General features: G+C 36.3%; 25 protein-coding genes and 1 other annotated feature. Of the genes, 7 read left to right on the top strand and 18 right to left on the bottom strand.

The annotated features are described in order from the left end of the window. Positions 1-99 precede the first annotated feature (99 nt). Positions 100-1,266 carry a TIGR00375 family protein gene (locus BK577_RS09765; protein ID WP_078432712.1) on the bottom strand — a complete coding sequence of 389 codons (1,167 nt, stop codon included), beginning with the start codon at positions 1,264-1,266 and terminating at the stop codon, positions 100-102. Positions 1,267-1,292: 26 nt separating this feature from the next. Continuing rightward, positions 1,293-1,844: an NUDIX hydrolase gene (locus BK577_RS09760; RefSeq protein ID WP_078432711.1), complete on the bottom strand. Its 552-nt coding sequence runs from the start codon at positions 1,842-1,844 to the stop codon at positions 1,293-1,295. 77 nt (positions 1,845-1,921) lie between these two features. Here BK577_RS09760 and mciZ point away from each other — a divergent pair, with 77 nt between their 5' ends. Continuing rightward, positions 1,922-2,095, top strand: a complete 174-nt coding sequence (gene mciZ, locus BK577_RS09755; RefSeq protein ID WP_078432710.1) for a Z-ring formation inhibitor MciZ — start codon at positions 1,922-1,924, stop codon at positions 2,093-2,095. Between the two features lie 88 nt (positions 2,096-2,183). Next, positions 2,184-3,092, top strand: coding sequence for an aldo/keto reductase (locus tag BK577_RS09750; protein ID WP_078432709.1), 909 nt, complete (start codon positions 2,184-2,186; stop codon positions 3,090-3,092). 47 nt (positions 3,093-3,139) lie between these two features. On the opposite strand, the gene BK577_RS09745 is transcribed toward BK577_RS09750, so the two are convergent. Further along, a complete protein-coding gene (locus BK577_RS09745) occupies positions 3,140-3,373 on the bottom strand; it encodes a YqkE family protein (protein ID WP_078432708.1) in 234 nt (77 codons plus the stop codon). 415 nt (positions 3,374-3,788) lie between these two features. Between BK577_RS09745 and BK577_RS09740 the strand changes: the two genes are divergently transcribed. Continuing rightward, the gene (locus BK577_RS09740; RefSeq protein WP_078432707.1) at positions 3,789-4,712 is read left to right on the top strand and encodes an alpha/beta hydrolase; all 924 of its coding nucleotides are present in this window, start codon (positions 3,789-3,791) and stop codon (positions 4,710-4,712) included. A 32-nt stretch (positions 4,713-4,744) separates the two neighbouring features. Here BK577_RS09740 and BK577_RS09735 read toward each other — a convergent pair whose 3' ends face one another. The 8 genes from BK577_RS09735 to BK577_RS09700 all read right to left on the bottom strand — a co-directional run bounded on the left by BK577_RS09735 (position 4,745) and on the right by BK577_RS09700 (position 11,659). Next, positions 4,745-4,987: a DUF2552 family protein gene (locus BK577_RS09735; RefSeq protein ID WP_078432706.1), complete on the bottom strand. Its 243-nt coding sequence runs from the start codon at positions 4,985-4,987 to the stop codon at positions 4,745-4,747. A 12-nt stretch (positions 4,988-4,999) separates the two neighbouring features. Then, positions 5,000-5,323, bottom strand: coding sequence for an iron-sulfur cluster biosynthesis family protein (locus BK577_RS09730; RefSeq protein WP_078432705.1), 324 nt, complete (start codon positions 5,321-5,323; stop codon positions 5,000-5,002). 85 nt (positions 5,324-5,408) lie between these two features. Continuing rightward, positions 5,409-6,566 carry a Ger(x)C family spore germination protein gene (locus BK577_RS09725; RefSeq protein ID WP_078432704.1) on the bottom strand — a complete coding sequence of 386 codons (1,158 nt, stop codon included), beginning with the start codon at positions 6,564-6,566 and terminating at the stop codon, positions 5,409-5,411. After that, positions 6,563-8,020 carry a spore germination protein gene (locus BK577_RS09720; protein WP_078433525.1) on the bottom strand — a complete coding sequence of 486 codons (1,458 nt, stop codon included), beginning with the start codon at positions 8,018-8,020 and terminating at the stop codon, positions 6,563-6,565. Before BK577_RS09720 ends, BK577_RS09725 begins: the two co-directional genes overlap by 4 nt. A 9-nt stretch (positions 8,021-8,029) precedes the next feature. Continuing rightward, complete coding sequence (locus BK577_RS09715) at positions 8,030-9,109, bottom strand: endospore germination permease (RefSeq protein WP_078432703.1); 1,080 nt, start codon at positions 9,107-9,109, stop codon at positions 8,030-8,032. Between the two features lie 163 nt (positions 9,110-9,272). Beyond that, positions 9,273-9,605: a YolD-like family protein gene (locus BK577_RS09710; protein ID WP_078432702.1), complete on the bottom strand. Its 333-nt coding sequence runs from the start codon at positions 9,603-9,605 to the stop codon at positions 9,273-9,275. Between the two features lie 24 nt (positions 9,606-9,629). Beyond that, complete coding sequence (locus BK577_RS09705) at positions 9,630-10,280, bottom strand: GDSL-type esterase/lipase family protein (protein WP_245823499.1); 651 nt, start codon at positions 10,278-10,280, stop codon at positions 9,630-9,632. A gap of 116 nt (positions 10,281-10,396) precedes the next feature. Next, positions 10,397-11,659: a Y-family DNA polymerase gene (locus BK577_RS09700; RefSeq protein ID WP_180321206.1), complete on the bottom strand. Its 1,263-nt coding sequence runs from the start codon at positions 11,657-11,659 to the stop codon at positions 10,397-10,399. Positions 11,660-11,832: 173 nt separating this feature from the next. On the opposite strand from BK577_RS09700, the gene BK577_RS09695 reads away from it, so the two are divergent. After that, positions 11,833-12,027 carry a YqzH family protein gene (locus tag BK577_RS09695; protein WP_078432700.1) on the top strand — a complete coding sequence of 65 codons (195 nt, stop codon included), beginning with the start codon at positions 11,833-11,835 and terminating at the stop codon, positions 12,025-12,027. Positions 12,028-12,064: 37 nt separating this feature from the next. On the opposite strand, the gene BK577_RS09690 is transcribed toward BK577_RS09695, so the two are convergent. The 3 genes from BK577_RS09690 to BK577_RS09680 are packed head-to-tail and all read right to left on the bottom strand — an operon-like array spanning position 12,065 to position 14,449. Beyond that, a complete protein-coding gene (locus tag BK577_RS09690; protein WP_245823458.1) occupies positions 12,065-13,009 on the bottom strand; it encodes a TRM11 family SAM-dependent methyltransferase in 945 nt (314 codons plus the stop codon). A gap of 51 nt (positions 13,010-13,060) precedes the next feature. Continuing rightward, positions 13,061-13,603 (bottom strand): GNAT family N-acetyltransferase, encoded by a 543-nt coding sequence (locus tag BK577_RS09685; RefSeq protein WP_078432699.1) that lies wholly within the window; start codon positions 13,601-13,603, stop codon positions 13,061-13,063. A 51-nt stretch (positions 13,604-13,654) separates the two neighbouring features. After that, complete coding sequence (locus BK577_RS09680) at positions 13,655-14,449, bottom strand: SDR family NAD(P)-dependent oxidoreductase (protein ID WP_078432698.1); 795 nt, start codon at positions 14,447-14,449, stop codon at positions 13,655-13,657. A 412-nt stretch (positions 14,450-14,861) separates the two neighbouring features. Then, positions 14,862-15,069, top strand: a binding site (T-box leader). A 42-nt stretch (positions 15,070-15,111) separates the two neighbouring features. On the opposite strand from BK577_RS09680, the gene proC reads away from it, so the two are divergent. Continuing rightward, positions 15,112-15,954, top strand: a complete 843-nt coding sequence (proC, locus tag BK577_RS09675; protein WP_078432697.1) for a pyrroline-5-carboxylate reductase — start codon at positions 15,112-15,114, stop codon at positions 15,952-15,954. Between the two features lie 43 nt (positions 15,955-15,997). On the opposite strand, the gene BK577_RS26805 is transcribed toward proC, so the two are convergent. Beyond that, the gene (locus tag BK577_RS26805) at positions 15,998-16,186 is read right to left on the bottom strand and encodes a cysteine-rich CWC family protein (protein ID WP_078432696.1); all 189 of its coding nucleotides are present in this window, start codon (positions 16,184-16,186) and stop codon (positions 15,998-16,000) included. 533 nt (positions 16,187-16,719) lie between these two features. On the opposite strand from BK577_RS26805, the gene namA reads away from it, so the two are divergent. Next, on the top strand, positions 16,720-17,736 hold the full coding sequence (gene namA, locus BK577_RS09665) for an NADPH dehydrogenase NamA (protein WP_078432695.1): 1,017 nt from the start codon (positions 16,720-16,722) through the stop codon (positions 17,734-17,736). 37 nt (positions 17,737-17,773) lie between these two features. Here namA and rnz read toward each other — a convergent pair whose 3' ends face one another. Beyond that, positions 17,774-18,712, bottom strand: a complete 939-nt coding sequence (gene rnz, locus BK577_RS09660; protein ID WP_078432694.1) for a ribonuclease Z — start codon at positions 18,710-18,712, stop codon at positions 17,774-17,776. Between the two features lie 416 nt (positions 18,713-19,128). Here rnz and zwf point away from each other — a divergent pair, with 416 nt between their 5' ends. Beyond that, positions 19,129-20,610 carry a glucose-6-phosphate dehydrogenase gene (gene zwf / locus BK577_RS09655; protein WP_078432693.1) on the top strand — a complete coding sequence of 494 codons (1,482 nt, stop codon included), beginning with the start codon at positions 19,129-19,131 and terminating at the stop codon, positions 20,608-20,610. A gap of 384 nt (positions 20,611-20,994) precedes the next feature. Here the strand turns inward: zwf and gndA are convergent, their stop codons facing one another. Continuing rightward, positions 20,995-22,407, bottom strand: a complete 1,413-nt coding sequence (gene gndA, locus BK577_RS09650; protein ID WP_078432692.1) for an NADP-dependent phosphogluconate dehydrogenase — start codon at positions 22,405-22,407, stop codon at positions 20,995-20,997. Between the two features lie 207 nt (positions 22,408-22,614). Beyond that, on the bottom strand, positions 22,615-23,856 hold the full coding sequence (locus tag BK577_RS09645; protein ID WP_281252597.1) for a DNA polymerase IV: 1,242 nt from the start codon (positions 23,854-23,856) through the stop codon (positions 22,615-22,617). Positions 23,857-23,879 lie beyond the last annotated feature (23 nt).

Genomic DNA, 23,879 nt, shown 5'->3' with positions numbered 1-23,879 from the left:
TCTTTTGGTTGATAGATTTTCGTACGATATTGGCGGAGAGACAGGCAGGTTCAATCTATTATATTTTATTTTTTTACTCCTATCTCCTCTATTGCTTGTTTACATTCCCGTTACTTTCCCGTACGTTCCTCCGCCTCCTGAGGTAACCTGCAATCGACCTTCCCGAGCTGCCACAATATAATTTGCCACTTTTTCTGTTACAACGTTTTGAAGCTCGTTTTTTGGTATTTCATGCAAAATATTCATTTCAGTCCCAAACAGATCCTTTAATTTATCAAGGGTTTTGGGTCCGATTCCCGGAATGAATTGTAGTGGAACCTGATGGATATATGGAGGACGATCACACTTGTTTTCAACATCACTTGCTAACTCCTGTAATCGATTGAACACTCCTTTCGTAAATCTTATGCTTCCACATTTCGAACATCTCGTTAGATGTTTTTCCGGCTTTTCACCACATTTTTCACAGGTGGTATCATAGTACTTTCCGAGGTATGGATTCAACCCGTAATTGGCTTCAATTTTGCAACCATCTTCCTTTTTCAAGACCTTTTTCAGCTCAAGGAAACTCGTTTCTTTCATCGTAAGTTTCTGATATTCCCTCCCAATCTTAGGTAAAGAATGTGCATCTGAATTTGTTATATATGTGTACTTATGTAATTCAGTGATTTGATCAGCCATTTTCGTATCTGAGCTTAAACCTAACTCAACCGCATCAATTAAATCTGCTTCCAACACTTCAGTTAAGGAACTTACCACACCGCTTCCATATAGACTCTTATGTGGCGTGAAAATATGTGCCGGAATAAATAGCCCCTCTCTCTGTTTCACAAAACGTTGTAGAGTTTTCCCGTCCTCATAAATCCGCTGAGAGCTAAGTGTTATATTTGTAAGCCGGGAGGAAAGCCATGATGATAATTCCTTCATTTTTTGAAGAGTTGGCATAAAAACCAACACATGAATTGGGCCTTTACACGTTTTATCGTATATTTCAAGCTCACTACCTAAAATAAGTGTAGTATTTTGAAACCGAATTCCTCCATCTTTTAGTTCTATGCACTCACCAGAATCGATAAGATGTTGAAGTGTGACAATGATTTCAGGCACATGACAATCAATAATACCTACCATATCGATCCCTTTATGTTCGCTCGCCTCTATCAAAATATTTTCTAAGGTTAAGTTTCTAGAAGCAGTAATTTTTACTGGCTTCCCGGAGCTTGTTTGTCCAATATGAATATGTAAGTCAGCAAAATAACTGTTCATTTATGTAACATCCCTTTTTAAGTCTACTACTTTTTTAAAGCTTCCTTTAATAGTAAGTATTGTACTGCATATGCTGTTTTTGCATCATAAATTTTGTTGTTTTGAATCATTTCTTGAGCTTCCTCTAGTGTTACCTCCAATACCTCAACAAATTCATCTTCATCTAATTCTGCAGCCTCAGTCATTTTCTCTAAATTCTCAGTAATAAATAAATGAACTAATTCATCTGCAAAGCCAGGTGACGTATAAAAAGAAATAAGTGGTTTTAAATCCTCGCAAGTATAGCCTGTTTCTTCTTCCAGTTCCCGTTTAGCTGTTATGATTGGCTTCTCACCTTTTTCCAGCTTTCCGGCAGGTATTTCTACAATCGTTCTCCCTAATGGTTTTCTGTATTGCTCGACCATTAGGATTTTATTTTCAGGGGTTATCGCGATTACAGCTACTGCTCCTGGGTGTTTTACAATTTCTCTCGTACTCGTATTTCCATTTGGTAGCTTAACTTCCTCTAAATATAAATCAATGATTCTACCTTTAAAAATTTCCTTTGAAGTTAGTGTAGTTTCTTTTAAATGATCCATTTTCTCACTCCTGTTCTATAAACTTTCGTATCTTCATACATTCTATCATATCTTAATGGAAGGGAATGGATCCTTGCATGAAAATCTATCGATTGGATAAAGGGATAATTCTAGTTGGAAAGGCGTGGGAAATTCGTACAAAATTAAAAGAATATAGCTATTTGTACGGAACTGTCTATGAATGGATCAATGATGAAAACAAGGCAACTTTGAAAAACACTTCACCTTTCCATCTTAAAAACCATAAGTAAGCATGCCTTAAATACCTATCAGTTGACCTTTGGTTAGCTTTATACTACTCTCGATGATAAGAATACTCAAATTTAAGGAGTGGTATTTTTGCAAAAAAGACAACTCGGACATTCAGATTTATTTGTTAGTGAAGTCGGACTTGGCTGCATGTCACTTGGTACCGAAGAACAGCATGCACATTCACTTATTGACCAAGCGATTGACTTGGGTATTAACTATTTCGATACAGCAGATTTATATGATGCAGGCGTGAACGAGGAGCTTGTCGGTAAAGCCATTAAAAATCGTAGGCATGACATCATTTTAGCAACAAAAGTTGGTAACCGTTGGAAAGAGGATCGATCCGGATGGACGTGGGATCCTTCAAAAGCCTATATTAAACAAGCAGTCAAAAGCAGTCTGCACCGTCTTCAAACAGACTATATCGATCTCTATCAACTACATGGCGGGATGATTGAAGATCATATTGATGAAACAATCGAAGCCTTTGAGGAATTAAAACAAGAAGGTGTAATTCGGTACTATGGCATTTCTTCTATTCGTCCGAATGTCATTAAAGAATACTTAAAAAAGTCCAATATTGTTTCTATCATGATGCAATATAGCTTGTTAGACCGCAGACCTGAGGAATGGTTTCCGCTCTTAAAAGAACATAATGTCAGTGTGATTGCACGTGGTCCTCTGGCAAAAGGTCTTCTAACCGAAAAGCCCCTTGAAGAAAAACTGAAATCAGAAAGTTACTTATCCTATTCAAATGAAGAACTTATACAGGTTTTATCTCAACTCGAGACTGTTGATTCAACCCATTCAATGACCGGGTTAGCCCTACAATATTGCTTATTTGATGAGGTAGTAGGCGCAGTTATTCCCGGGGCTAGTAAGGTACAACAATTAATAGAAAATGTGAATGCCGGATCTGCAGAAAGACTATCTCCTCAAGTTTATCGTCAGCTTCAAGATCTTACTAAATGTGAAAAATATGAGCAACATCGTTAGAATTTATTCATATAAAAGCGGAGCATTATGCTCCGCTTTATTAGGGTCTATTTAAAATCCTTCCAAGTTAAAGAACTTTCGTTTAAGAGCTCTTCAAAGCTTTTATTTTTTTCTCGTTGTTTTCTCTCTGCTATTCTTTGCTGTTCAAGAGCCGCCTCTTTCTCTTCTTGCTCCTTTGTTAAATTCTTTTTAACAGACTTTAGCTGCTCTAATAAATCACTGTTTAAGTGATCTGATAATGAGACTGCTTGATCGTCCTTGCTTTTCTTTGATTTTTTCATCTTAGGTGCCTCCTCTTACCGACTGTCTTTATCAAATTATAGTAAATATATTCATGGATATTCAAGTATATTTTCTTGTGTTCGTCATTTGTATAATTTCCGATGCAATATGACATTTTAAGAGGGAGAAAGGAGAGATTTCAATGGCAAAACAGCGTGGTCAAAAAGGGAAGCCGAATGCTGACACAACCAATAATAAGATGGCAGCCGAGGAAATGGAAAAAGCGATTCACCCAACAAAAAGACAAAATTCTCCCCAATAATTAAGAGGACAGGCAACCTTGCTTGTCTTTTCTTATTCTATTCCTATTAAGTAAAATCGTGCTTTTCTAATGTGGATATTTGATGTCTTACTTGGATGTCACCTCATCGTTCATGTACAATAAAGGTAATGCTTATTCAAGGAGGTAGCCAAGTGAAAAAAGCTTTTATTCCACTCCTTATTCTTCTATCCTACATATTAATTGTCGGCTTTTTCTTCACAAATAAACTGATGTTTATCAAAAAGAAGGATAATAAGGACATTATTGATCGTGATAGTAAGTTTGGTCTTTTTAACCAACAAGATTATGACTCTCTTGATAGAAGAGATTTCTCGATTGAATCTCAATTTGGTTATTCAATTAAAGGTTCTGTTTTTGAACCCCATGTTACGAACAAATATATGATTATTTGTCATGGTGTCACCGTAAATCGGCTGAACTCTGTCAAATACATGAATTTATTCCTTCAAAAAGGTTGGAATGTTCTCATTTATGACCATCGCAGACATGGTGAAAGTGGCGGAAAAACAACCAGCTACGGCCATTATGAAAAATTTGATCTTCAATCGGTTGTTCATTGGTTAAAAAAAGAGGTTGGAGACACCATTGTTTTAGGTGTTCACGGTGAATCTATGGGAGCTGTTACAACACTTCTTTATGCTGGAATGGTTGAAGACGGTGCAGACTTCTATATCGCAGACTGCCCTTTTTCCGAACTCGAGGCGCAACTATTATATCGACTTAAAGTTGAATTTAACATACCTAGTGTTTTAGTTATGCCAATTGCAAAGCCGTTTGTTCAGCTGCGCGACCGTTACTCCATTAAAGGAGTCTCACCCCTACAAGCTGTTCCAAACGTCAAAAGCCCTATCCTTTTTATACACAGTAAAGATGATGATTACATACCTTCAGACATGTCAAAATTACTTTATGAGAAAAAGAAAGGTGCCAAGAAACTATTTATAGCTGAAAAAGGCTCTCACGCCATGTCATATGCAGAAAACCGCGAGGAATACTCTAAGGTCATTGATGAATTTTTTATAGAAATAGGCGTAACAGAAGAAAACAGAGGATGACTCAAAAGTATTACTCTTGAGCCATCCTCTATTTAACCTAAAACATCCGAAATATTTTCCATGTTTTTTTCCATCCATTGAATAGCTTCATCAATTGTCGGAAATTCTTGTGCTTCAAACGACATTTCATCTTGAAGCAACCATACATCCTTTGTTTCATCTTGAACTCCGCCTATTGACCAATGGAGAAGACTATACGGGTGGTTTTCATGTAAAAATGACACCCATGTTTTGTTTAATGCTACATTTTTTATCGCCTTTAATCGATCCTTCATTTATTCAATCCCTCACTTTACAAGTAAACTCATTCGTGGATTTAGAATTTGTGAAGGACTTTTTAACATGAAGCTGTTGGCTGTTTCATTATAAGAAATGGTTAGTTGTTCATCTAAAAAGACCATTTTGGTTTTTTCTACTAATAGAGGTACGAGATTTGTATCAAGCTTTACATCTCCTTGGTCCTCTTTCTCCACTAGCCACATCGCTGTTACTCCGCTCATTACACACCCGCAACCATCTGTATCGTATTTTAATTTTAATAACCTGTCTTTATTGTCATGTAATTTTGGTGTTAACTGTTCTATCGCTTCTTTTGAGAATGTTACTTGCATGTAAAAACTCCTCACTGCATCTTTTGAGCTTAGTGTACCATATGGAGTTTTTTTCTGCATGTTATTAGGTTACAATCACTCAATTTTATTCTCTCTTTGTGTTGGCATCATTTTTTATACTTTTGTATTTATCAATGCTGTATAATGTTTGGACATTTACAGTCACTTCGGAGAGGTTTATGTTTTTTTGTTCTTCTTTATATTTTCTCCAATCTTTCAAGTGATATCGATATGCATGATCCTCTAGTTGAAAAATATCTGCACCTAACTTTTTAGCTGTTTTATACGTTTTTTCTACTTCTTCTTTAATAAGGTTTTCGATTTCTTTCTTTATATTATTTTGGGTAACATGTTGGTCGACACTTTCTTTTATTAATGCCGTTAAATCGACCTCAATATTGTAACTTCCATTTGCCTTTTCTGGTATCAGCTTCAAATTGGGTTCCAGCAACTCCAAAGCTAGAATCTTCCCCTTTTCCGGCTCAAATTCAGTAATAGATCTTTCTGATTTGTTGTTCGTCCAAATAAATCCTGTTAATTCTTGTATTGAAAGCCATCCCTTATATGTTTTGTCCTTAAAAAGATGTGCACCATCGATTACTGCCGCTGGTTCTTTTGTCTTTTCCTTCATCATTAGATCTTTATTCAATTTGATTGAAGGAACAACCGTTGTTTTCGTTTTCTCGTTTAATTGCATCACAAATTCTCTTAGTGAGATAGCTTGAACGGTTGCACTTTGTTTACTGCCTTCATCCGGTTGGTTTAGCCTTGAATATGAAAAAGGAAAATCAAAAATTATTGATGACGTAAAAACATCTTCTAGTTTTTCCTTTGTTATATAACTCCAGGCTGTTAAACGAACGGTAAAGCTTGAAGTAAATGTATTAAAAGCCTCTTCAAGTTGCTCTGTCGAGGCGATCATGTTCTCTCCAAACAAGACCAAATTTAATTGTTCAAAATTCACTCTCATTTGAATCGTATTGAATATATCACTTAATGCTGTTTCTATTGTTCTTCCTTTCCCCTTCGACATCCACACTGGAACCGGTTCTGCACTTTTTTGTTGGTCCGTTTTTGCTACATTACTAAAATCTAAAAACTGTATGATTACATGATATTCACCCTCTACATAGTCAACCCCCATCCCTACTGCATAGGCTTGATTATGTATTTCTTTTACATTATGACAACTTGTTAATACTGCTAACAAACTAACCAAAAATAATGCTCTTATCTTCTTCATTGCCTGTCACCTTGTCTTGTCGAATCATTTGTGTCCAATTCCGGGGCCCGCTTATCCTTTATTACCTCTGGTAGTTTCACAAAGATTGAAAATAAGTTTTTCCATGTGAGATCTTGATAATAGGATAAATACGGGTAGCCGAACGATCTGATTGTTGACAAATACATGATAATCGAGATAAAACCAATAATAAATCCGAATATACCTGCAAAAAAACTTAACACCACAATATATAAACGAACAACAAAAAGATTTCCAGATAACGATTGATTGACTAAAGTAAAACCCGAAATTGCCGTCACTCCTATTACAACGAGCATTGTCGGAGATGTAATACCTCCTCGAATGGCCGCATCCCCTATAATTAACCCTCCCAAAACAGCCACTGTTTGCCCTACTCCCTTTGGAAGACGGGCACCCGCTTCTTTAAATAACTCAAACATCACAAGCATAAGGATAACTTCAATAAATGATGTAAAGGGTAATCCTATTCTTGAAACCGATATGGTTGCCAATAGTGGCAGTGGCAGCTGACCTACATTATGTGTGGTTAACGCTGTAAATAATCCGGGTAAAAAAACGGTAATAAATAAGCCTATTACGCGGAGCAATCTTTCCACAGATGCAAAAATAAAGCTTGTATGCTGATCTTCAGATGTTTTTATTAAAAAGGCCAGGTTTGCAGGTGCAATTAAGGCTGTTGGAGCTCCATCCACTAATAGAGAAAACCTCCCTTGATTTAGCGAATCTACAACAAAATCAGGTCTTCCTGTGTGATTTACCAAAGGGAACAGAGAGAAAACTTGTTTATCAACAATTAACTCTTCCATTTGTGAACTGCCTGTCAAAACATCAGTTTCTATTTTGTTTAACTTCTCTTTAATATTCTTTAATAGCTCTATATTTATTATGTCTTTTATATAGAGAAGCGCTACCTTTGTTTGTGACCGCGTGCCAACTATATATTCTTCTACAATAAAAGAAGAGGTTTTTAACCGTTTCCTTACTAGTCCAAGATTTACATTAAGTTCTTCAACAAATCCATCTTTTGGTCCTCTCACTGAAACCTCTGTTACTGATTCATCAGGCGACCTTGTTGGTACTTTGCTTATATCATAAAAATAAATTAGATTAATTTCGTTTGTTGTCATCATAAGCTTTCCCGAAAAAATAGAATTGCTCAGATCTTCACTTGTTATACCTTTTTTATCTTTTTTTTGTACCTGAATCAAACTGCTTATGTTTTCTAAAGTTTCCTCTATAAAATAATGATTTACCTTTGGCAAAACAACTTCATCTAGATATACTGAGTCAATTAATGGTCCACAGTATACTAATAGAAACGTTTCTTTACTGTCACCTTTTTCCATTGTTTTAATGGTGATATCAGAGGATGAAGAAAATAACTGCTTCATTCCTGCCATTGTATACTCAATGTCTGAGTGTTGAAGCACTTTTTCCAACTATCCTACCTCCTCAATCTTCTTTTTTCGATTTTTAATATGCAAGTAGACAAATATGATTGTTATTTGAATAACTAATACTCCTAATGCAATCGGCATAAAATAAACGTAAAGAAGTTCATAAAATGTATTCTGATCGACTCGATATAAACAAAATATAACAAGACAAAGATAGCAGATAATGACGGAATATTTCCCTTTTTCTTTCCTTACTAGCAGTTGATTAGCTAACAAAATGTATAAGCTGGTTCTAAGTACTCCCCCTGAAAGCCATTGATATATTGCAAAAAAATCCACATGTGAAAAATAATTACCTATTGTTAGAATTCTCCACTGTTCAAATGCCGGATACCTAAATTCAGAGGCTTGCAATGGACCGAATTCTGCTATTGCCCCAATTGTCGGTCCGAGCATTAATCCTAATATAATGCCCCCTACTATGAGTAGTTTTCCAATCCCAATTTTGTGTTTATGTATAGAAGGTATAATTATAAGAATAAATAATTCCACTATAGGAAGTAATGTATATATTAAACCTTGAAATACGGGGGACCACCCATGCTCAATAAGTGGTAATAATTGTTCATACTCTTTTTTCTTTACATTGACGGTCATAACAAAGAAGCCTAATGCCGAAACAAGCGGCAATAAAATCCCACTTAATATCGCCAAAGACTTAACTCCTGACCTTGTCCCAATAAAGCATAAAAACAAAAATGCAACAACGATTATGCTATAATTGATATCCGGAATGTATGATATATGGCTCCACATGACAATATCTTTTGTCGTTATATACGCTGATAGGAATAGGTATACAATAAGTGGACTAACAAGGAGATAGTATTTTACCGGTGATAGTGTTCTCTTCCATTCCGTCACACTTATTTTTTCCATTAATTTTAATAGCTTGCTTAATCCGAATAGCCAGATGACCGTTGGTACAATCGTTATGATGATTGTCAGCCAAGCATCTCGTCCGGTAACAGATAATAAAGCAGGGATGGTTTGGACATGTGCAAATAAACCTATTGTCAGCATCAGCATAAAAACTAATAACGGAAATTTTATTGGTCCCAATTTCTTCCTCACCTACTTTCAACGTTATTATTTGTACTGGTTTTTTTTCTATACTATGAAGTTGTTATTACAATGGGGTACTATGTGTTTCAAATGAGGAAACGTAAAATAATATGTTAGGTGAGTAAATGAGTAAGAGGATGATTCATAAGGATTCATCCTCTTATTTTTGTTTAACATCAATGATGTCGTGAAGAGGTAATGTAAGTTGATTTCCTGATTGTTCATCAACAATTCGTAATATATGCCGAATGGGGTCTATATAGTGCACATACCCTGAACATGTATGCAAGAAATGATCTTTATAGTAAGTAAAAACAAGCTCCATATGCTCCTCCATCGCCATGCAAATTGTTTCGTTAAACTGCTCTAACTGTTGTTCATCAAGCTCCGGCCTTTCTTGATACGTATCTTCTTCAGACCAATCTCTTAGCAATTTAACATGTTCGGGAAGCATCATCGATGTCCATTTGATATTCCCTCTATCTCGTATCATGGTTTACCCCTGCTTTCACTACTATTATTCATTAAATTCTTTTGGATAGCCTAATTGAAGCAATGTGTTTGCTATCTCTTGATATCCAAAACTATTTGGATGAATACGATCTCCAGATAAAAGCTCTTCTTGCCTATCTTTAAATACTGTATAAATATCAACAACTCTAATTGTTTTTTTGTTATCAAAGCTGCTTAACTGTTGATTAAACAATCGAACCCACTTATCTGCCAATGTGATTTGTGGTAACGGATTGTATAGATTAAGTAAATACACAATATATGGTACACCACAATCTTTTTTCAGTTCATGAATTGTCTGCATTATTTTCATCATATTGCTGTGACACTCTTTGACTGATTGTGCAATTTCTGTTTGATCACGTGATTCAATAAAGTCTTTACTTGCTTGGATAAGATCATTTCCACCGGCAGTAATGGTGATGATATTGGCACGATTTATTTTGTCATGTAGTGGTTCACTGCTTACAATATCCAGTACACTGCTACTTTCAATTCCCGATTTTGCAAAGATATTCGTTATCACACGTCTATCTAGAGTTTTTTCAGTTAATCTCGCATAGCGCCCGACAAATCCGGGTGTTAAAAATGATGCTCCAACTCCGACTGTCAAGGAATCACCTAAAGCCACATATGATAAACACGATTGATTCATTTCCACTTGATATCCTCCCTCAAAAGCGAATACGTTTTTATACAATATTCGAAGGAGAGACAAACGCAGCTTTTCCTTTGGTGAAATAGGCAAAAGCCATATCTATTGGTTTCTACCTACGCTTTATGGCCTCCAACAAGCTTCGCGCGATGCTTCGCTGTTCCAGCTGGAGTATAAGATACAGCACGTAAGATGGCATCTGAGCCATACTTATGACGAATTGAGTCTACAACATACCCCAGTGTTCGCTGATTTGCACGGTTTGGCCGGAACAAATCAAGCTGCATTTCACAGTCATTTTCAATGTTTGAAAGCGCAATTGAAATTTTTCTCACCGTTTTGTTTGCATAAAACTTTTCAAACAATTGCAGGCATGTTTCATAAATATCCATGGTGATATTGGTCGGCTCATCAATTGTTTTAGAACGATAAAATCCTCCGCCAAACTCATCGCGGCTATATCCAATTCCAAGACTAATTGTTCGGCCGGCCTTTCCATGCTGACGTGCTCTGCGGGCAACCTCTTCACTGATCTCTAATATGACATGCTTTACTTCTTCCGGATCCGGGTAATCACGAAGTAAAATTTGGCTTTTTCCAAAGCTGATTTGCCCTTGCATGATCGGGGCTCCAATTTCAGATAAATCCACGCCCCACGCATGATAGTAAAGCTGGTTTCCCATTACCCCAAACTTCTTTTCAAGCAGCTTAAGAGGATAATTTGCAAGCTGACCCACATTAGAGATTCCCATTCGGTTTAGTGTTTTTTGTACTCTTGAGCCGATTCCCCACATTTCGCTTAATGGCTCGAGCTTCCAAAGCTTTTTTTTCACATCATCGTATGTCCATTCTGCCACACCTTTCTTTTTCGCTTCAGTATCTAGACAAACTTTAGCTAACAGCATATTAGGACCGATGCCAATTGCACTTGGAAGGCCAAATTCACGCTCCATATCATCGCGAATTTTTTTCGCAATTGTCTGTGCGTCTCCCCAAATATGTTCCACACCGTCTACTTCAATAAAGCTTTCATCCACACTATAAGTATGAATAGCATCCTTTGGTACATAGCGGTGAAACAACTTTGTTAATTCTGTTGAGATCCTAATATACATCCCCATTTTCGGATCCACAATGGCGATACGGGGATCATTTGGTACTTCAAAACGTCTTGAACCTGTTTTAATGCCAAATTCCTTTTTAAGTCGTGGAGAAGCTGCCAAGACAATGCTTCCCTGCCGATCCTTATCACCTACAACAGCTAAATAGCAAGTTAATGGATCTAATCCCAGTAAAACGGCAGCACAGCTTGCATAAAAGCTTTTCATATCAATGCAAAGAATCTTTCGTTTCGGCAATTGATCGTAGTTTTCAATCATAGCTACTTTCTCCTAAAATAGAATATATGTTCGCGTTTATTATATTCTATATACTAAGGGAATATACGTTCGATTTCAATGGTAGTTTTCCCCAAGAAAACGACAAATTCCAATGTTAAGCGTGATCGAAAAACTCATACAAAAACGGTATACTACCAATAGAGAGGTGGAAAATGGAAGACCAGATATTAAAAAAGATGCTTAAAAAAAGCTTTCTCCAATACGGCCGAAATCTGGATGTAGACCCTCTTTCAGAGGAGGATAACATTTACTTAATACAGAAAATTACAGTTGATAAAAACGAGGAAAGTGAGTGGTATGAGGTCGTAGAGGATGTTGTATATAGCTATTTAACGAATCAAGAATAGAAAATAAGAGCCTAATGAGATCATAGGCTCTTTACTGTTAACAACAAACAAGAATTTGTCTCGAAAAGCTCCCTTTTTTAGCCACACACCGATCTGTGATAGTAAAACCTGCCCTTTCAATTAAAGGGTCAATTGTTTCAGTTGTAATAACAACAACTTTTCCGGCAAACCCCCGTGCACTTTTAAGCATTTCAAGCTGTGTTTCCGGCTCTAAAACAGAACAGAGATTATAAGGCATGTCAATAATCGCAACATTATACCTTTCGGTCACATCCCGTATATCTCTTAATAAAACCTTTGCCTTATAACCAAAATGAGCAATGTTTTCACGAGCAGGTCGGGTAACAAGAGGGTTCAAGTCACTTCCTACGATATCAATCCCCATCGATAATGCTTCTATGATTACAGTTCCGGCGCCACAGCAAGGGTCAATGACTTTTTTATCCGCAATCGTTGGAACAGCAATGTTTACGACCGCTCTAGCCACCCGGGTACTCAGAGCTGTCGAATAATTATTGGGCTTTTTTTGATGGAATAACCAAATGGATTCACTTTTTTTATAATGTCCGAACACCCAGTGATCTTTTACCTTTATAACTGCAAAAAGCTGATCAGGATTTTGTAAATCTACTTGCCCTGATAATTGCAATCCAATTTCCCGTTCAATTTTACGCCTTTGCTCAAAGCCTATTTTTTGCAAATCGATAGCTTGACTATGTTCAATTACAATTACTTTAAACGTCTTTTCAGCCTGATAGCCACTCACCTTCTGAACGAGTTCGTCTAAACAATCTGCCTTATAAATTATATCAATTCTTTCTTTTATAAACGGACTTCGGCTTGGATTAATTTGCACAGAGCTTTCAAGTATGTTAGTTCCTGTGTAAAACCCAAATAATGACCGCATTTCTAATTGACATAAAGAAATCTCATCTTCATGACATGAAAATGTGTAAATAAACTTCTGTTTCTGATCAACCAAGCGTTTTCCACCTTTACTAGCCTTTTCTCCTGAGTTAAGACAGTGAGTGTCCTAACTTAATACTTTATAAGTTTTCTGCCATTCATGGGCTAATATACTCATCTCCCAGAGGCTCCAATATTGATTTCCAATTTTTCTACACTCACGAAGTAAACCTTCCTTTTTAAACCCTGCTTTTTCATAACAAACAATAGCTGACGTATTAAAGTCAAAAACGCCAAGACTTACTCGATGCAAATCCAACTGTTCAAAAGCAATTTTCAATACTTCTTTCATCATCAAGTATCCAATCCCTTTACCACGGACACGTTGATCCCCAATTAATACTTTTCCCACTCGGGCAGACTTATGCTCTCTATCAATATTCGTTAAAGCAATATGTCCAATCACTTCTCTTGTTTCTTTTAACAAAACGCTGTAAACAAATGAAGTAGAACGATCTGAATTGGCATTCTCAATGTACTTTTCAATTTGCTGTTCAGTCAACGGAAAGCGAAACGTCGGTCCTGCCCATTGGAGTAGAAACTCCGGTGTCTCAATCCAGCTTATTAGCTGAGGTATTTGCCTACGGTTAAAATAGTTTAACTCAATCATAGAAGAACTCCTTTTATATTTAACTCTCCTTATATAGCTGTTGAAAAAAAGTTATTTTTTAAAAAACGCATTTCCAGCCAGTTTTTCAAACAGATTTGGCATAATTTGATAGATTGTACTGCCCGCATTCATCCAGCCAGGTAAATTAATTTCCCGCTTTGGGGTAAGCATTGAAGCAACGATAATACGCGCAACCTTATCAGGATCAAGCATCCAACGTTCTACATTTTTCACATAATTTCCTTCCTTATCGGCAATAGTGAAAAAATCTGTTTTAATTGGCCCCGGGTTAACTGAGGTGACGAATACATTGTGTGGCTTTACCTCCATACGAAGACTGTTTGTAAAACCCAATACTGCATGCTTACTCGCAGAATAAAGACTTGATTTAGGTGTAGCAATTTTAGCAGCTTGTGAAGCAATATTAATAATATGACCTCTTCTTCTTTTCACCATTGAAGGCAACACCATCTTCGTACTGGCAATTAAGCCAAACACATTTACTTCAAACATGTTCTTCATTTCATCAAGTGAAGAATGAAGAACTTCATTAAAAATACCGAATCCGGCATTATTGACAAGTATGTCAATTTGTCCAATCTCTGATTCAATGGTTGAAAATACTTGTTGTATCGAGTGAACATCCTGAACATCCAGTAAATAATAGTAGCACGATACACCATAATCATTCTGAATCCGTTCAGAAAGTTTGGCTAAAAGCTCTTCTCTTCTCGCCAATAAAACTAAATGTGCCCCATGTCTCGCACATTCAATTGCAATCTTTTCTCCAATTCCGCCGGAAGCACCAGTAATTGCAACATAGCAGCCTTGTATACGTGCATTCAAATGGATCACCTCTTACCGCTTTAGGTAGCATAATATAAATATTTTTCATTTGTTTCATCGATTTTAATTTGACCGATTTCTTGTAAATAGTCAAGCCATCCAGCAGTTTCCGACATTATCAATAAAGCTGCTTAACGTAAATGGCAGAGAAAAGTGCTTTGCAAACATCAAAAGCAGTCACCAGTTTATCCACTAAAAATTTATGTACAAGTCCGATGTTTCTAAAACAATCAAACCTTTAAGCCATTCATCCATAACTAAAAACGTCAGATAGACATATTTTACAATGAAGACACTCTTTTAGTCATTATATTCAAATAATTCACAGATCCATACACCTTTAAAAAGCTTGACAAGGACCTGTCCATCACTGCATAATGAATAAAAATTTAATTTAATGTATAGAAAATAAGTTTTAGCGTTGATTGGGACTAGTAAAAAAAATGGAGTAATAGAGATTGGAGTTCTAAGGCTGAAAAACTCCATTGCCCACCATTTTTTTGAACCTACCCCAGGAGCTGTTAGGTAAACCTAACCGTATGTCTGCGATAAAGACTTAAAAGCTGGGAGTATGATTCACTCCAATCAAGGTGGTAACGCGGAGCCATTCCGTCCTTATGTTGTAAGGGCGGAATGGCTTTTTATTTTAAAAGTAAGGAGTCATAAAAATGGATAAAATAGGGTTTATCGGAGCGGGTTCCATGGCTGAGGCTATGGTTGCAGGACTTATTAAAGGTAAAGTATTTACTGCAGGACAAATAATAGTGGCAAATCGATCAAATTCAGCAAGATTACATGAATTTTCTCAAAAGTATGGTGTTGAAACAACCCATGATAAACAAAAACTAGTGAAAGATGCATCAATTATTGTTCTAGCCATGAAGCCTAAAGATGTGAAAGCGGGACTTGATGGTGTTCAGCATTTGATCGATAAACAGGTTATTGTGTCTGTATTAGCGGGTATCTCTATCGATACGATTGAAAATATACTTGGAAAAGAAGCAGCAATTGTTCGGGCGATGCCAAATACTTCTGCAGCCATTCTTAAGTCAGCAACCGCCATTGCCGGCAGTCAAAATGTTACACCTAATCAAATGAATAGATGTAAAACTCTCTTTGAAGCAATTGGTATATGTAAAATTGTTGAAGAAAAACAACTTGATGCTGTTACAGGTCTATCAGGCAGTGGTCCTGCTTATATTTACTACCTGGTAGAAGCAATGGAAAAAGCGGCAGTTGACGTAGGACTAGATCCTTTTGTTGCTCGTGATTTAATTGTTCAAACATTACTTGGGGCATCTGAGATGATTGCTGTGTCAGACAAACATCCTTCCCAGTTAAGAAAAGAAGTAACGAGCCCAAATGGGACAACAGAAGCCGGAATCTCCATTCTCAAAGAAAGACAGGTTGAGGATGCGTTTATTTCATGCATAAGACGTGCTACTGAAAGATCAGAAGAGTTAAAATCCATGTTTTCAGAAGAACTTATATCATATAAAAAATAACGGGAGTGCTTACAAAGCACTCCTCATTTATTCCAGTATTGTCTCACTTCTTCAAATTTATCGTTTGATCCCAATCTTTGAGAATACATGTTAAGCATATGCAACGATCCTTATTACTTCCAGAAAGAGCAAGTACCTTTTCTGGGATCGTTATGTCCATACACCAACAAGATGCCTTCTTATCCAAAATTCCACAGTTATTTTCACCATTACATATCGGACATTTATTCATTTTTTTACCTTTCTTCCATACTATCAGTATTTTTCCAATAAAAATAAAAGTTCGTTCTTCTGTAGAAAATTAATCTTAGTCTCTAAGGAAGAGAATAAATCAAAATTCTATAGAACAAGCTAACTATAGTGTTATATTAACACTATTCTTAATGTGGAGGGATAAAAGGATGAATATTTTATTTAGCTTATTAACTACACTGTTTCTTGCAGGGCATAAGGCAGCTTCAACTTACAGGCATTTACTTATAAGAATAAAAAGTCTGATTAGTGTGCCTCAGTTTATATAAGCAAAAAATATTCATTACGTATCTCAGGTTTCACATTAACTTAGAACAGGATGGTAAGTACTTTGCTGCTTACTATTCCTGTTTTATTTTTTCTCAACTGCTCATCCTGATCAATAGATAATTACACCAACCACCTCCCTGAAAACCTGTTAGGAGAAATTAATCAAGCAAGAAACATGCTTAACAGCTGCAGCAACTGTTATAATTTTTTCAAACAAAGTATCTACAAATGGGAGGATAAAAGATGAAGACGAAACTATTCCAGCCTTATCAAATAAAGAATGTTACCCTTAAAAATCGTATTGTTATGTCCCCGATGTGTATGTATTCATCAACAGGTGAACAGGGGTTTATAGAAGATTTCCATTTCACGCACTATATAAGCCGTGCAGTTGGGCAAGTTGGCTTAATAATGGTTGAAGCTACTGCTGTTACACCTCAAGGCCGTATATCAGCACAAGATCTTGGGATTTGGAGCGATGACCATGTTCCAGCCCTTCAAGAATTAGTATCAAGAATTAAAGAATACGGTTCAGCAACAGCTATTCAGCTAGCACATGCAGGGAGAAAATCGACAGTTAATGGAGAAATTATTGCACCATCATCTATCCCATTTGATAATACATACAAAACTCCGAAAAGCATGACAAAGGAAGAAATTAAAGAGACTGTTCAAGCTTTTCAAGATGGAGCTAAAAGAGCAAAGAAAGCTGGCATCGATATTATCGAGATTCATGCAGCCCACGGTTACCTTATCAATGAGTTTTTATCACCTCTTTCGAATAAGCGAGATGATGAATATGGTGGTTCGAAAGATAATCGATACCGATTTTTAAGCGAAGTAATTGATGCTGTGAAAGAAGTGTGGGATGGACCACTATTTGTTCGTATTTCAGCATCGGATTATCATCCCGAGGGATTGGATATAAAAGATTATGAGGGGTATGCAAGTAAGATGAAAGAGCAAGGAGTTGATTTGATCGATGTTAGCTCAGGAGCTGTTGTTCCTGCAAAGATTAATGTATTTCCAGGCTACCAAGTAAGATTTGCTGAAAAAGTTAAAGAAAAGGCAGGTATTGCTTCAGGAGCTGTTGGATTAATCACTAGCGGCATACAAGCAGAAGAAATTTTGCAAAATAATCGAGCAGACCTGATATTTATCGCGAGAGAACTTCTTAGAGACCCGTATTTCCCCAGAACTGCAGCTAAAGAGCTGGGAGAAACAATTGAAGCTCCAAAGCAATATGATCGGGGATGGTGATCAGAAAAGAGAGTTGATCAGATTCAACTCTCTTTTCTTATAGATTAGAACGTTTTTTTGGAATGTCAATTTGCATTAAATCTGCAGCAATAACAGTTGGCGGAAAAACTGATTTCGCTTCTTCAACTAGTGCATCGAGTTGTTCAGGTGATTGATATCTCGAACTAATATGGGTTAAAACTAATTTCTTCACATTTGATGCTTTAGCGATATTGGCAGCATCTTCAGTTGTAGAATGGTAATAGTCATAAGCAAGATAGTGATCCTCTCTTGAAAAAGTTGCTTCATGAATTAATAAGTCGGCATTTTCTGCAAGCTCCACACTTTTATCTGTGTACCGAGTGTCACCTAGAATAGAGATGATTCTTCCTTTTATTGAGGGTCCGATGAAATCACTTCCATGAATAATCGAACCATCCTCTAATTGAACAGATTCTGCATTTTTTAGTTTTTGATAAACCGGTCCTGGTCGAATACCGATCTTTTTAAGTTCTTCGACTAGCAGTGTTCCCGGTAAATCCTTTTCTATCACGCGATAACCATAGGATTCAATGCCATGTTCAATTTTCTTTGCCTTAACTTGAAAGGATGAATCTTCAAAAATAATTCCTTCCTTTACATCTACAAATTCAATTGAATATGTGAGATAGGTGTGACTAACAGATAAAGCAGTTCTTACAAATTGCTCTGTGCCTTTTGGTCCATATATGGTTAACGGTGTTTCTCCTCCTTGAAAGGAACGACTGCTAAGTAGACCGGGCAAGCCATATATATGATCACCATGCAAATGGGTAATAAAAATCTTTTCAATTTTCCTCGGTTTTATAGAGGTATGTAAAATTTGATGTTGAGTTGCCTCCCCGCAATCAAATAACCATATTTCATTTCTCTCTTCTAATAATTGAAGAGCAATACTTGTTACATTCCGGGCTTTGGCAGGTATTCCTGCACCCGTTCCAAGAAATGTTACATTCACTTGCGCTTTCCTCCTCCGTATTTTCTTTAAGCATACACGAATGCTGAAAATAGCGAAATAACATTGATTTTATTTTTTCAGAAATTCTATAACAAAATCAGCACATCATCTTGACCAAATTCAATATTATGTCTAAAATAGACTGAATTATAGAAAGATTTCTACAAAATAGGTGCATAATAGACGATAATTTTTCCATAATCGTTTATAATAAACTATGTGGAAAGACATTATAGGCTATAATGTTTGATTTAAAGGGAAATTACCTTTAAAATTAAGTATTTGTATAGGAGTAATTTCCAATCAGTATAAATAAGAAATTCGATGCCATCATTTATTTTCTTTTTCAACAATCGATTTCAACTCAAAATACTGATGAAAAAATAAATGTATTAATGACAAAGTGAGGTACGAACGTGAATACACAAGAACATCCTAAATCAGTTATTGTCATCTTTGGAGCAACTGGTGATCTGGCGAAACGAAAATTGTTTCCATCTATTTATCGCCTTGTTCAAAACGAAAAAATCGGTAAAAATTTTGCTGTTGTAGGGGTTGCAAGAAGACCTTGGACCACTGAAGAGTTTCGAAGCAATGTATCAGATTCTATTCAAACATCGATGAAGGAATCAAAAGATTTAGAAGAATTCACTTCTCATTTCTATTATCATCCTTTTGATGTTACAAATCCTTCCTCTTATTTAGAGTTAAACGGATTGTTAAATGAGCTTGATGGCTCCTATCAAACAGAAGGAAACCGTATCTTTTATTTAGCAATGGCACCGGAATTCTTTGGTACAATCGCTCAAAACTTAAAAAAAGAAGGCTTAACAGCTACTCAGGGCTGGAGCAGACTTGTCATTGAAAAGCCGTTTGGACATGATCTACCTTCTGCCCAAAAACTAAATCAGGAAATTCGTGAAGCATTTAACGAAGATCAAATCTATCGTATTGACCATTATTTAGGAAAAGAAATGGTACAAAATATTGAGGTTATTCGTTTTGCCAATGCTCTGTTTGAACCATTATGGAATAATCGTTACATATCTAATATTCAAGTTACTTCCAGTGAAATATTAGGTGTCGAAGATCGTGGAGGCTATTACGAAAAATCCGGGGCACTTCGCGATATGGTTCAAAATCATATGCTTCAAATGGTTGCCTTACTTGCGATGGAACCGCCAATTAAATTAACAACCGATGAGATTCGAAGTGAAAAGGTGAAGGTACTAAGAGCATTAAGACCTGTTAGTGACACGCAAGTTGGAGAATACTTTGTGAGAGGCCAATATGCAGCAGGTAAATTTAATGATAAAGAGTTCATTGGTTACCGTGAAGAAGGAAATGTTGATAAAAAATCTGAAACAGAAACATATGTAGCAGGCAAGTTAATGATTGATAATTTCAGATGGGCTGGTGTTCCTTTCTATATTCGTACAGGAAAACGTATGGCTGCTAAATCAACAAAAATTGTTGTACAATTTAAAGATATTCCAATGAATCTTTACTACAACAAAGGTGAAACAGTACCTCCTAACTTACTAGTTATTAACATTCAGCCAGAGGAAGGGATCACCCTGCAATTGAATGCGAAAAAAGATGAATCTGAAGGTGGTTATTCAAAACCTGTTAAATTTGATTTATCAAATAACCTCTATGACGGGATTAATACACCTGAAGCGTATGAAAAACTATTATTTGATTGCATGCGTGGCGATGCGACTAACTTTACACATTGGGATGAAGTTGCACTATCCTGGAGCTTTGTAGATCCAATTTCTGACGCATGGAAAAACGGTAAAGCAACACTTGCAACATATCCTTCCGGTTCCATGGGACCTAAAGAAGCTGACGAACTTCTTGAAGAAGACGGTAACCAGTGGTGGCCTGTTAATTAATTAACTAATTGTATTGGAATCGATATCTTATTTTATTACTTATTTTGCCAATTGAGTCCTTGTATTCAATTGGCTTTTTATTTATTTCTAAAAATTGTGCGAATGAGCTCGTCTATTTGCCTCATACAAAATTTATTCAGAAGAATAAACTAGTTAGTGCAAGAAGCAACCCCTTGTGTCTCCTTAACTTTAAGCTATCACATTTGTGATAGCTTCTTTTTATCCCCTCTTAACATGTTTAAAATGGTCGTAGATTAAATCTTTGTACTCTCTTTCTTAATTAATCCTTATATGGCCCTTAAAAGGCTCTATACAGTTCCGCTTGATTTATATTCAATACAAAAAAACAAAGCTCAAATTTGAGCTTTGTTTTTTGTTATCCTATTATTTTTCCATCCACTCAGTGTGGAAGACTCCTTCTTTGTCAACACGTTGGTATGTGTGGGCACCAAAATAATCACGTTGAGCTTGAAGTAGATTAGCTGGTAACGTTTCAGTACGGTAGCTATCATAGTAAGCAAGTGCAGATGAGAAGCATGGTACTGGAACTCCATTTTCAATTGCAACCGTTAAGATTTGGCGAAGCGCACCTTGGTAACCTTCAACGATTTCTTTAAAGTAATCATCCAGTAAAAGGTTTGCCAATTGTGAGTCTTTATCATATGCATCTTTAATTTTTTGAAGGAAAGCTGCACGGATAATACAACCGCCACGGAAGATCATGGCAATATCTCCGTATTTTAAATCCCAATTATACTCTTCTGACGCTGCTCTCATTTGAGCAAATCCTTGAGCATAAGAACAAATTTTACTCATATATAATGCTTTACGAACTGCTTCAATAAGCTCTTCTTTGTTTCCTTCGTATGATTTTGCAGAAGGTCCTGAAAGAATTTTACTAGCTTTTTGGCGTTCTTCTTTCATTGCGGAAATAAAGCGGGCAAAAACAGACTCTGTAATAATTGGAAGTGGTACTCCTAAATCAAGAGCACTCTTACTTGTCCATTTTCCAGTTCCTTTTTGACCGGCAGTGTCAAGAATGACATCAACCATAGGTTTGCCAGTTTCTTCATCTTTCTTCGTGAAGATGTCAGCAGTAATTTCAATTAAGTAGCTATCAAGTTCACCTTTGTTCCACTCTGCAAACACTTCATGAAGCTCGTCAGCTGTTAAACCTAATACATTTTTAAGTAAGAAATACGCTTCAGAAATTAATTGCATATCTCCATACTCAATACCGTTGTGAACCATTTTTACATAGTGACCTGCACCATCCGGACCGATGTAAGTACAGCATGGATCACCATTTACTTTTGCGGAAATTGCTTCAAGAATCGGTTGTACTAAGTCAAATGCTTCTTTTTGACCGCCAGGCATGATAGAAGGTCCTTTTAATGCTCCTTCTTCTCCACCTGATACACCTGTTCCGATGAAGTGAATGCCACTTTCCGCCAACTCTTTGTTACGACGTTGTGTATCAGTATATAATGTGTTACCACCATCGATTAAAATATCACCTTTATCAAGATGTGGTAAAAGTTGTTCGATTGTAGCATCAGTTGGTCCACCAGCTTTAACCATTAATAGAATTTTGCGTGGAGTTTCCAATGATTGAACAAATTCTTCAATGCTGTAAGTTCCAACCACATTTTTCCCTTTTGCTTCAGTTAAAAATTCTTCTGTTTTTCCTGCTGAACGGTTAAAAACTGAGACTGAAAATCCACGACTTTCAATATTTAACGCTAAGTTCTTACCCATTACAGCCAAACCAATAACACCAATTTGTTGTTTCGACATTCCCTTACGTCCCTTCTAATCCTAATAATATGTAAAACTAAACAAATGAAAAACTCTTCTATCATTTTGTGATAGCGATAAAAAGTTTAGTTTTCCGCCAATAACTGCTAAATTGACACATAATTCGAATTATTTCATTTGACTACAACTTTAAAAATACACATTTTTCTGTAACATTTCAAGTGACTTAACTTATGTAATCGTTTTCTACGTAAAAAAATCTTTGCTAAAGCTTGTTCCGGGAGTTGGAGTTTCTTTTCCCTTCCCTTTGACACCTTTTTTTAATAGCTGTTCTCCATATTTTTGATTAATTTGATCAATAATCGATAGAATCGGCTCATCCTTTGCGTCTTGTTCATATGAAAATAAGTCTAACTGTTTAACAGCATCATCCTTTTCAACTAAATCTTGTCCCGTAATACCCAATAATCGAACTGGTTCATCATTCCAATGAGAAAAAAAGAGCTCTGTTGCTTCATGAAATAAATCTTTTTCTTCACCGATCGGATTGTTCAGCTTTTTACTTCTTGTTATCGTTTTTAAATTTCCATAACGAATGGTGACAAGTAATTTTGTTGCAAGAACTTCTTTTCTTTTCAAACGAACAGACACTGAATGAGATAGTTTTTTTAATACTTCTCTTATTTCATTTTCTTTCGTTGTATTTTTAGCTAAAGTTGTGGAATTCCCTATGCTTTTAAAATCATAAATTGCATTTGGATTAACCTCTCTGTTATCAACACCATTTGCTTTTTGTATAAGTCTTTCTCCATTAACCCCTAACAGTTTTTTCACCTGCACCTCATTAGCATGAGCTAAATCATAAATAGTATGAACACCAATTGTGTGAAGTTTTTCAGCTGTTTTTCCTCCGACTCCATGCATTTCATGAACTGGTAGAGGCCATAAGGTCTTTGGCATATCTCTTTTTCTTAATATGGTAATCCCGAGTGGCTTTTTCATATTTGAAGCCATTTTAGCTAAAAATTTATTCGGAGCTACCCCGATACTACATGGCAACAATAATTCATCAAGTAATCGTTCCTGAATTAACTTCGCTATTTCCAAAGGTCTGGAGCCTTCAAAATTACTTAAATCCATATATCCCTCATCAATAGAAACAGGCTCAACTAAATGAGTGTATTCTCTAAGTAATTCAAACATCGCTTGTGAGGCTGTACGGTATCGTTCAAAGTTGGGCTTACGGATGATAAGATCTGGACAAAGTCTACGCGCCTGCCAAAGTGGCATTGTCGCCGTCACACCTTTGGCACGTGCTTCGTAACTGCAAGTTACAATAATTCCTTTTCTCTCTTCCACATTACCAGCAATCGCCAAAGGCTTTCCCTTTAAAGATGGATCATATGCCATTTCTACTGATGCATAAAAGCTATTCATATCAACATGTAAAATAATTCTCCGACTTACAACCTGCTCCACAAGCCACACCACACTCACATAGTTCATTCTCT

The sequence above is a fragment of the Metabacillus halosaccharovorans genome, assembly GCF_002019635.1.
In the GTDB taxonomy this organism is placed as follows: Bacteria; Bacillota; Bacilli; order Bacillales; family Bacillaceae; genus Metabacillus; species Metabacillus halosaccharovorans.
The sequence above is the reverse complement of the archived record's forward strand: the minus strand, read 5'-3'. Positions and strand labels throughout refer to the sequence as shown.

Coding starts and splice junctions, on each gene's coding strand:
- BK577_RS09710 (WP_078432702.1), bottom strand. CDS start 9,605: ATGATACGAGATAGAGGGAATATCAAATGGACATCGATGATGCTTCCC.
- BK577_RS09735 (WP_078432706.1), bottom strand. CDS start 4,987: ATGAAGGATCGATTAAAGGCGATAAAAAATGTAGCATTAAACAAAACA.
- gndA (WP_078432692.1), bottom strand. CDS start 22,407: ATGTCGAAACAACAAATTGGTGTTATTGGTTTGGCTGTAATGGGTAAG.
- BK577_RS09730 (WP_078432705.1), bottom strand. CDS start 5,323: ATGCAAGTAACATTCTCAAAAGAAGCGATAGAACAGTTAACACCAAAA.
- namA (WP_078432695.1), top strand. CDS start 16,720: ATGAAGACGAAACTATTCCAGCCTTATCAAATAAAGAATGTTACCCTT.
- mciZ (WP_078432710.1), top strand. CDS start 1,922: ATGAAAATCTATCGATTGGATAAAGGGATAATTCTAGTTGGAAAGGCG.
- BK577_RS09765 (WP_078432712.1), bottom strand. CDS start 1,266: ATGAACAGTTATTTTGCTGACTTACATATTCATATTGGACAAACAAGC.
- BK577_RS09695 (WP_078432700.1), top strand. CDS start 11,833: ATGGAAGACCAGATATTAAAAAAGATGCTTAAAAAAAGCTTTCTCCAA.
- BK577_RS09760 (WP_078432711.1), bottom strand. CDS start 1,844: ATGGATCATTTAAAAGAAACTACACTAACTTCAAAGGAAATTTTTAAA.
- BK577_RS26805 (WP_078432696.1), bottom strand. CDS start 16,186: ATGAATAAATGTCCGATATGTAATGGTGAAAATAACTGTGGAATTTTG.
- BK577_RS09705 (WP_245823499.1), bottom strand. CDS start 10,280: ATGAATCAATCGTGTTTATCATATGTGGCTTTAGGTGATTCCTTGACA.
- BK577_RS09685 (WP_078432699.1), bottom strand. CDS start 13,603: ATGATTGAGTTAAACTATTTTAACCGTAGGCAAATACCTCAGCTAATA.
- BK577_RS09700 (WP_180321206.1), bottom strand. CDS start 11,659: ATGATTGAAAACTACGATCAATTGCCGAAACGAAAGATTCTTTGCATT.
- BK577_RS09745 (WP_078432708.1), bottom strand. CDS start 3,373: ATGAAAAAATCAAAGAAAAGCAAGGACGATCAAGCAGTCTCATTATCA.
- BK577_RS09725 (WP_078432704.1), bottom strand. CDS start 6,566: ATGAAGAAGATAAGAGCATTATTTTTGGTTAGTTTGTTAGCAGTATTA.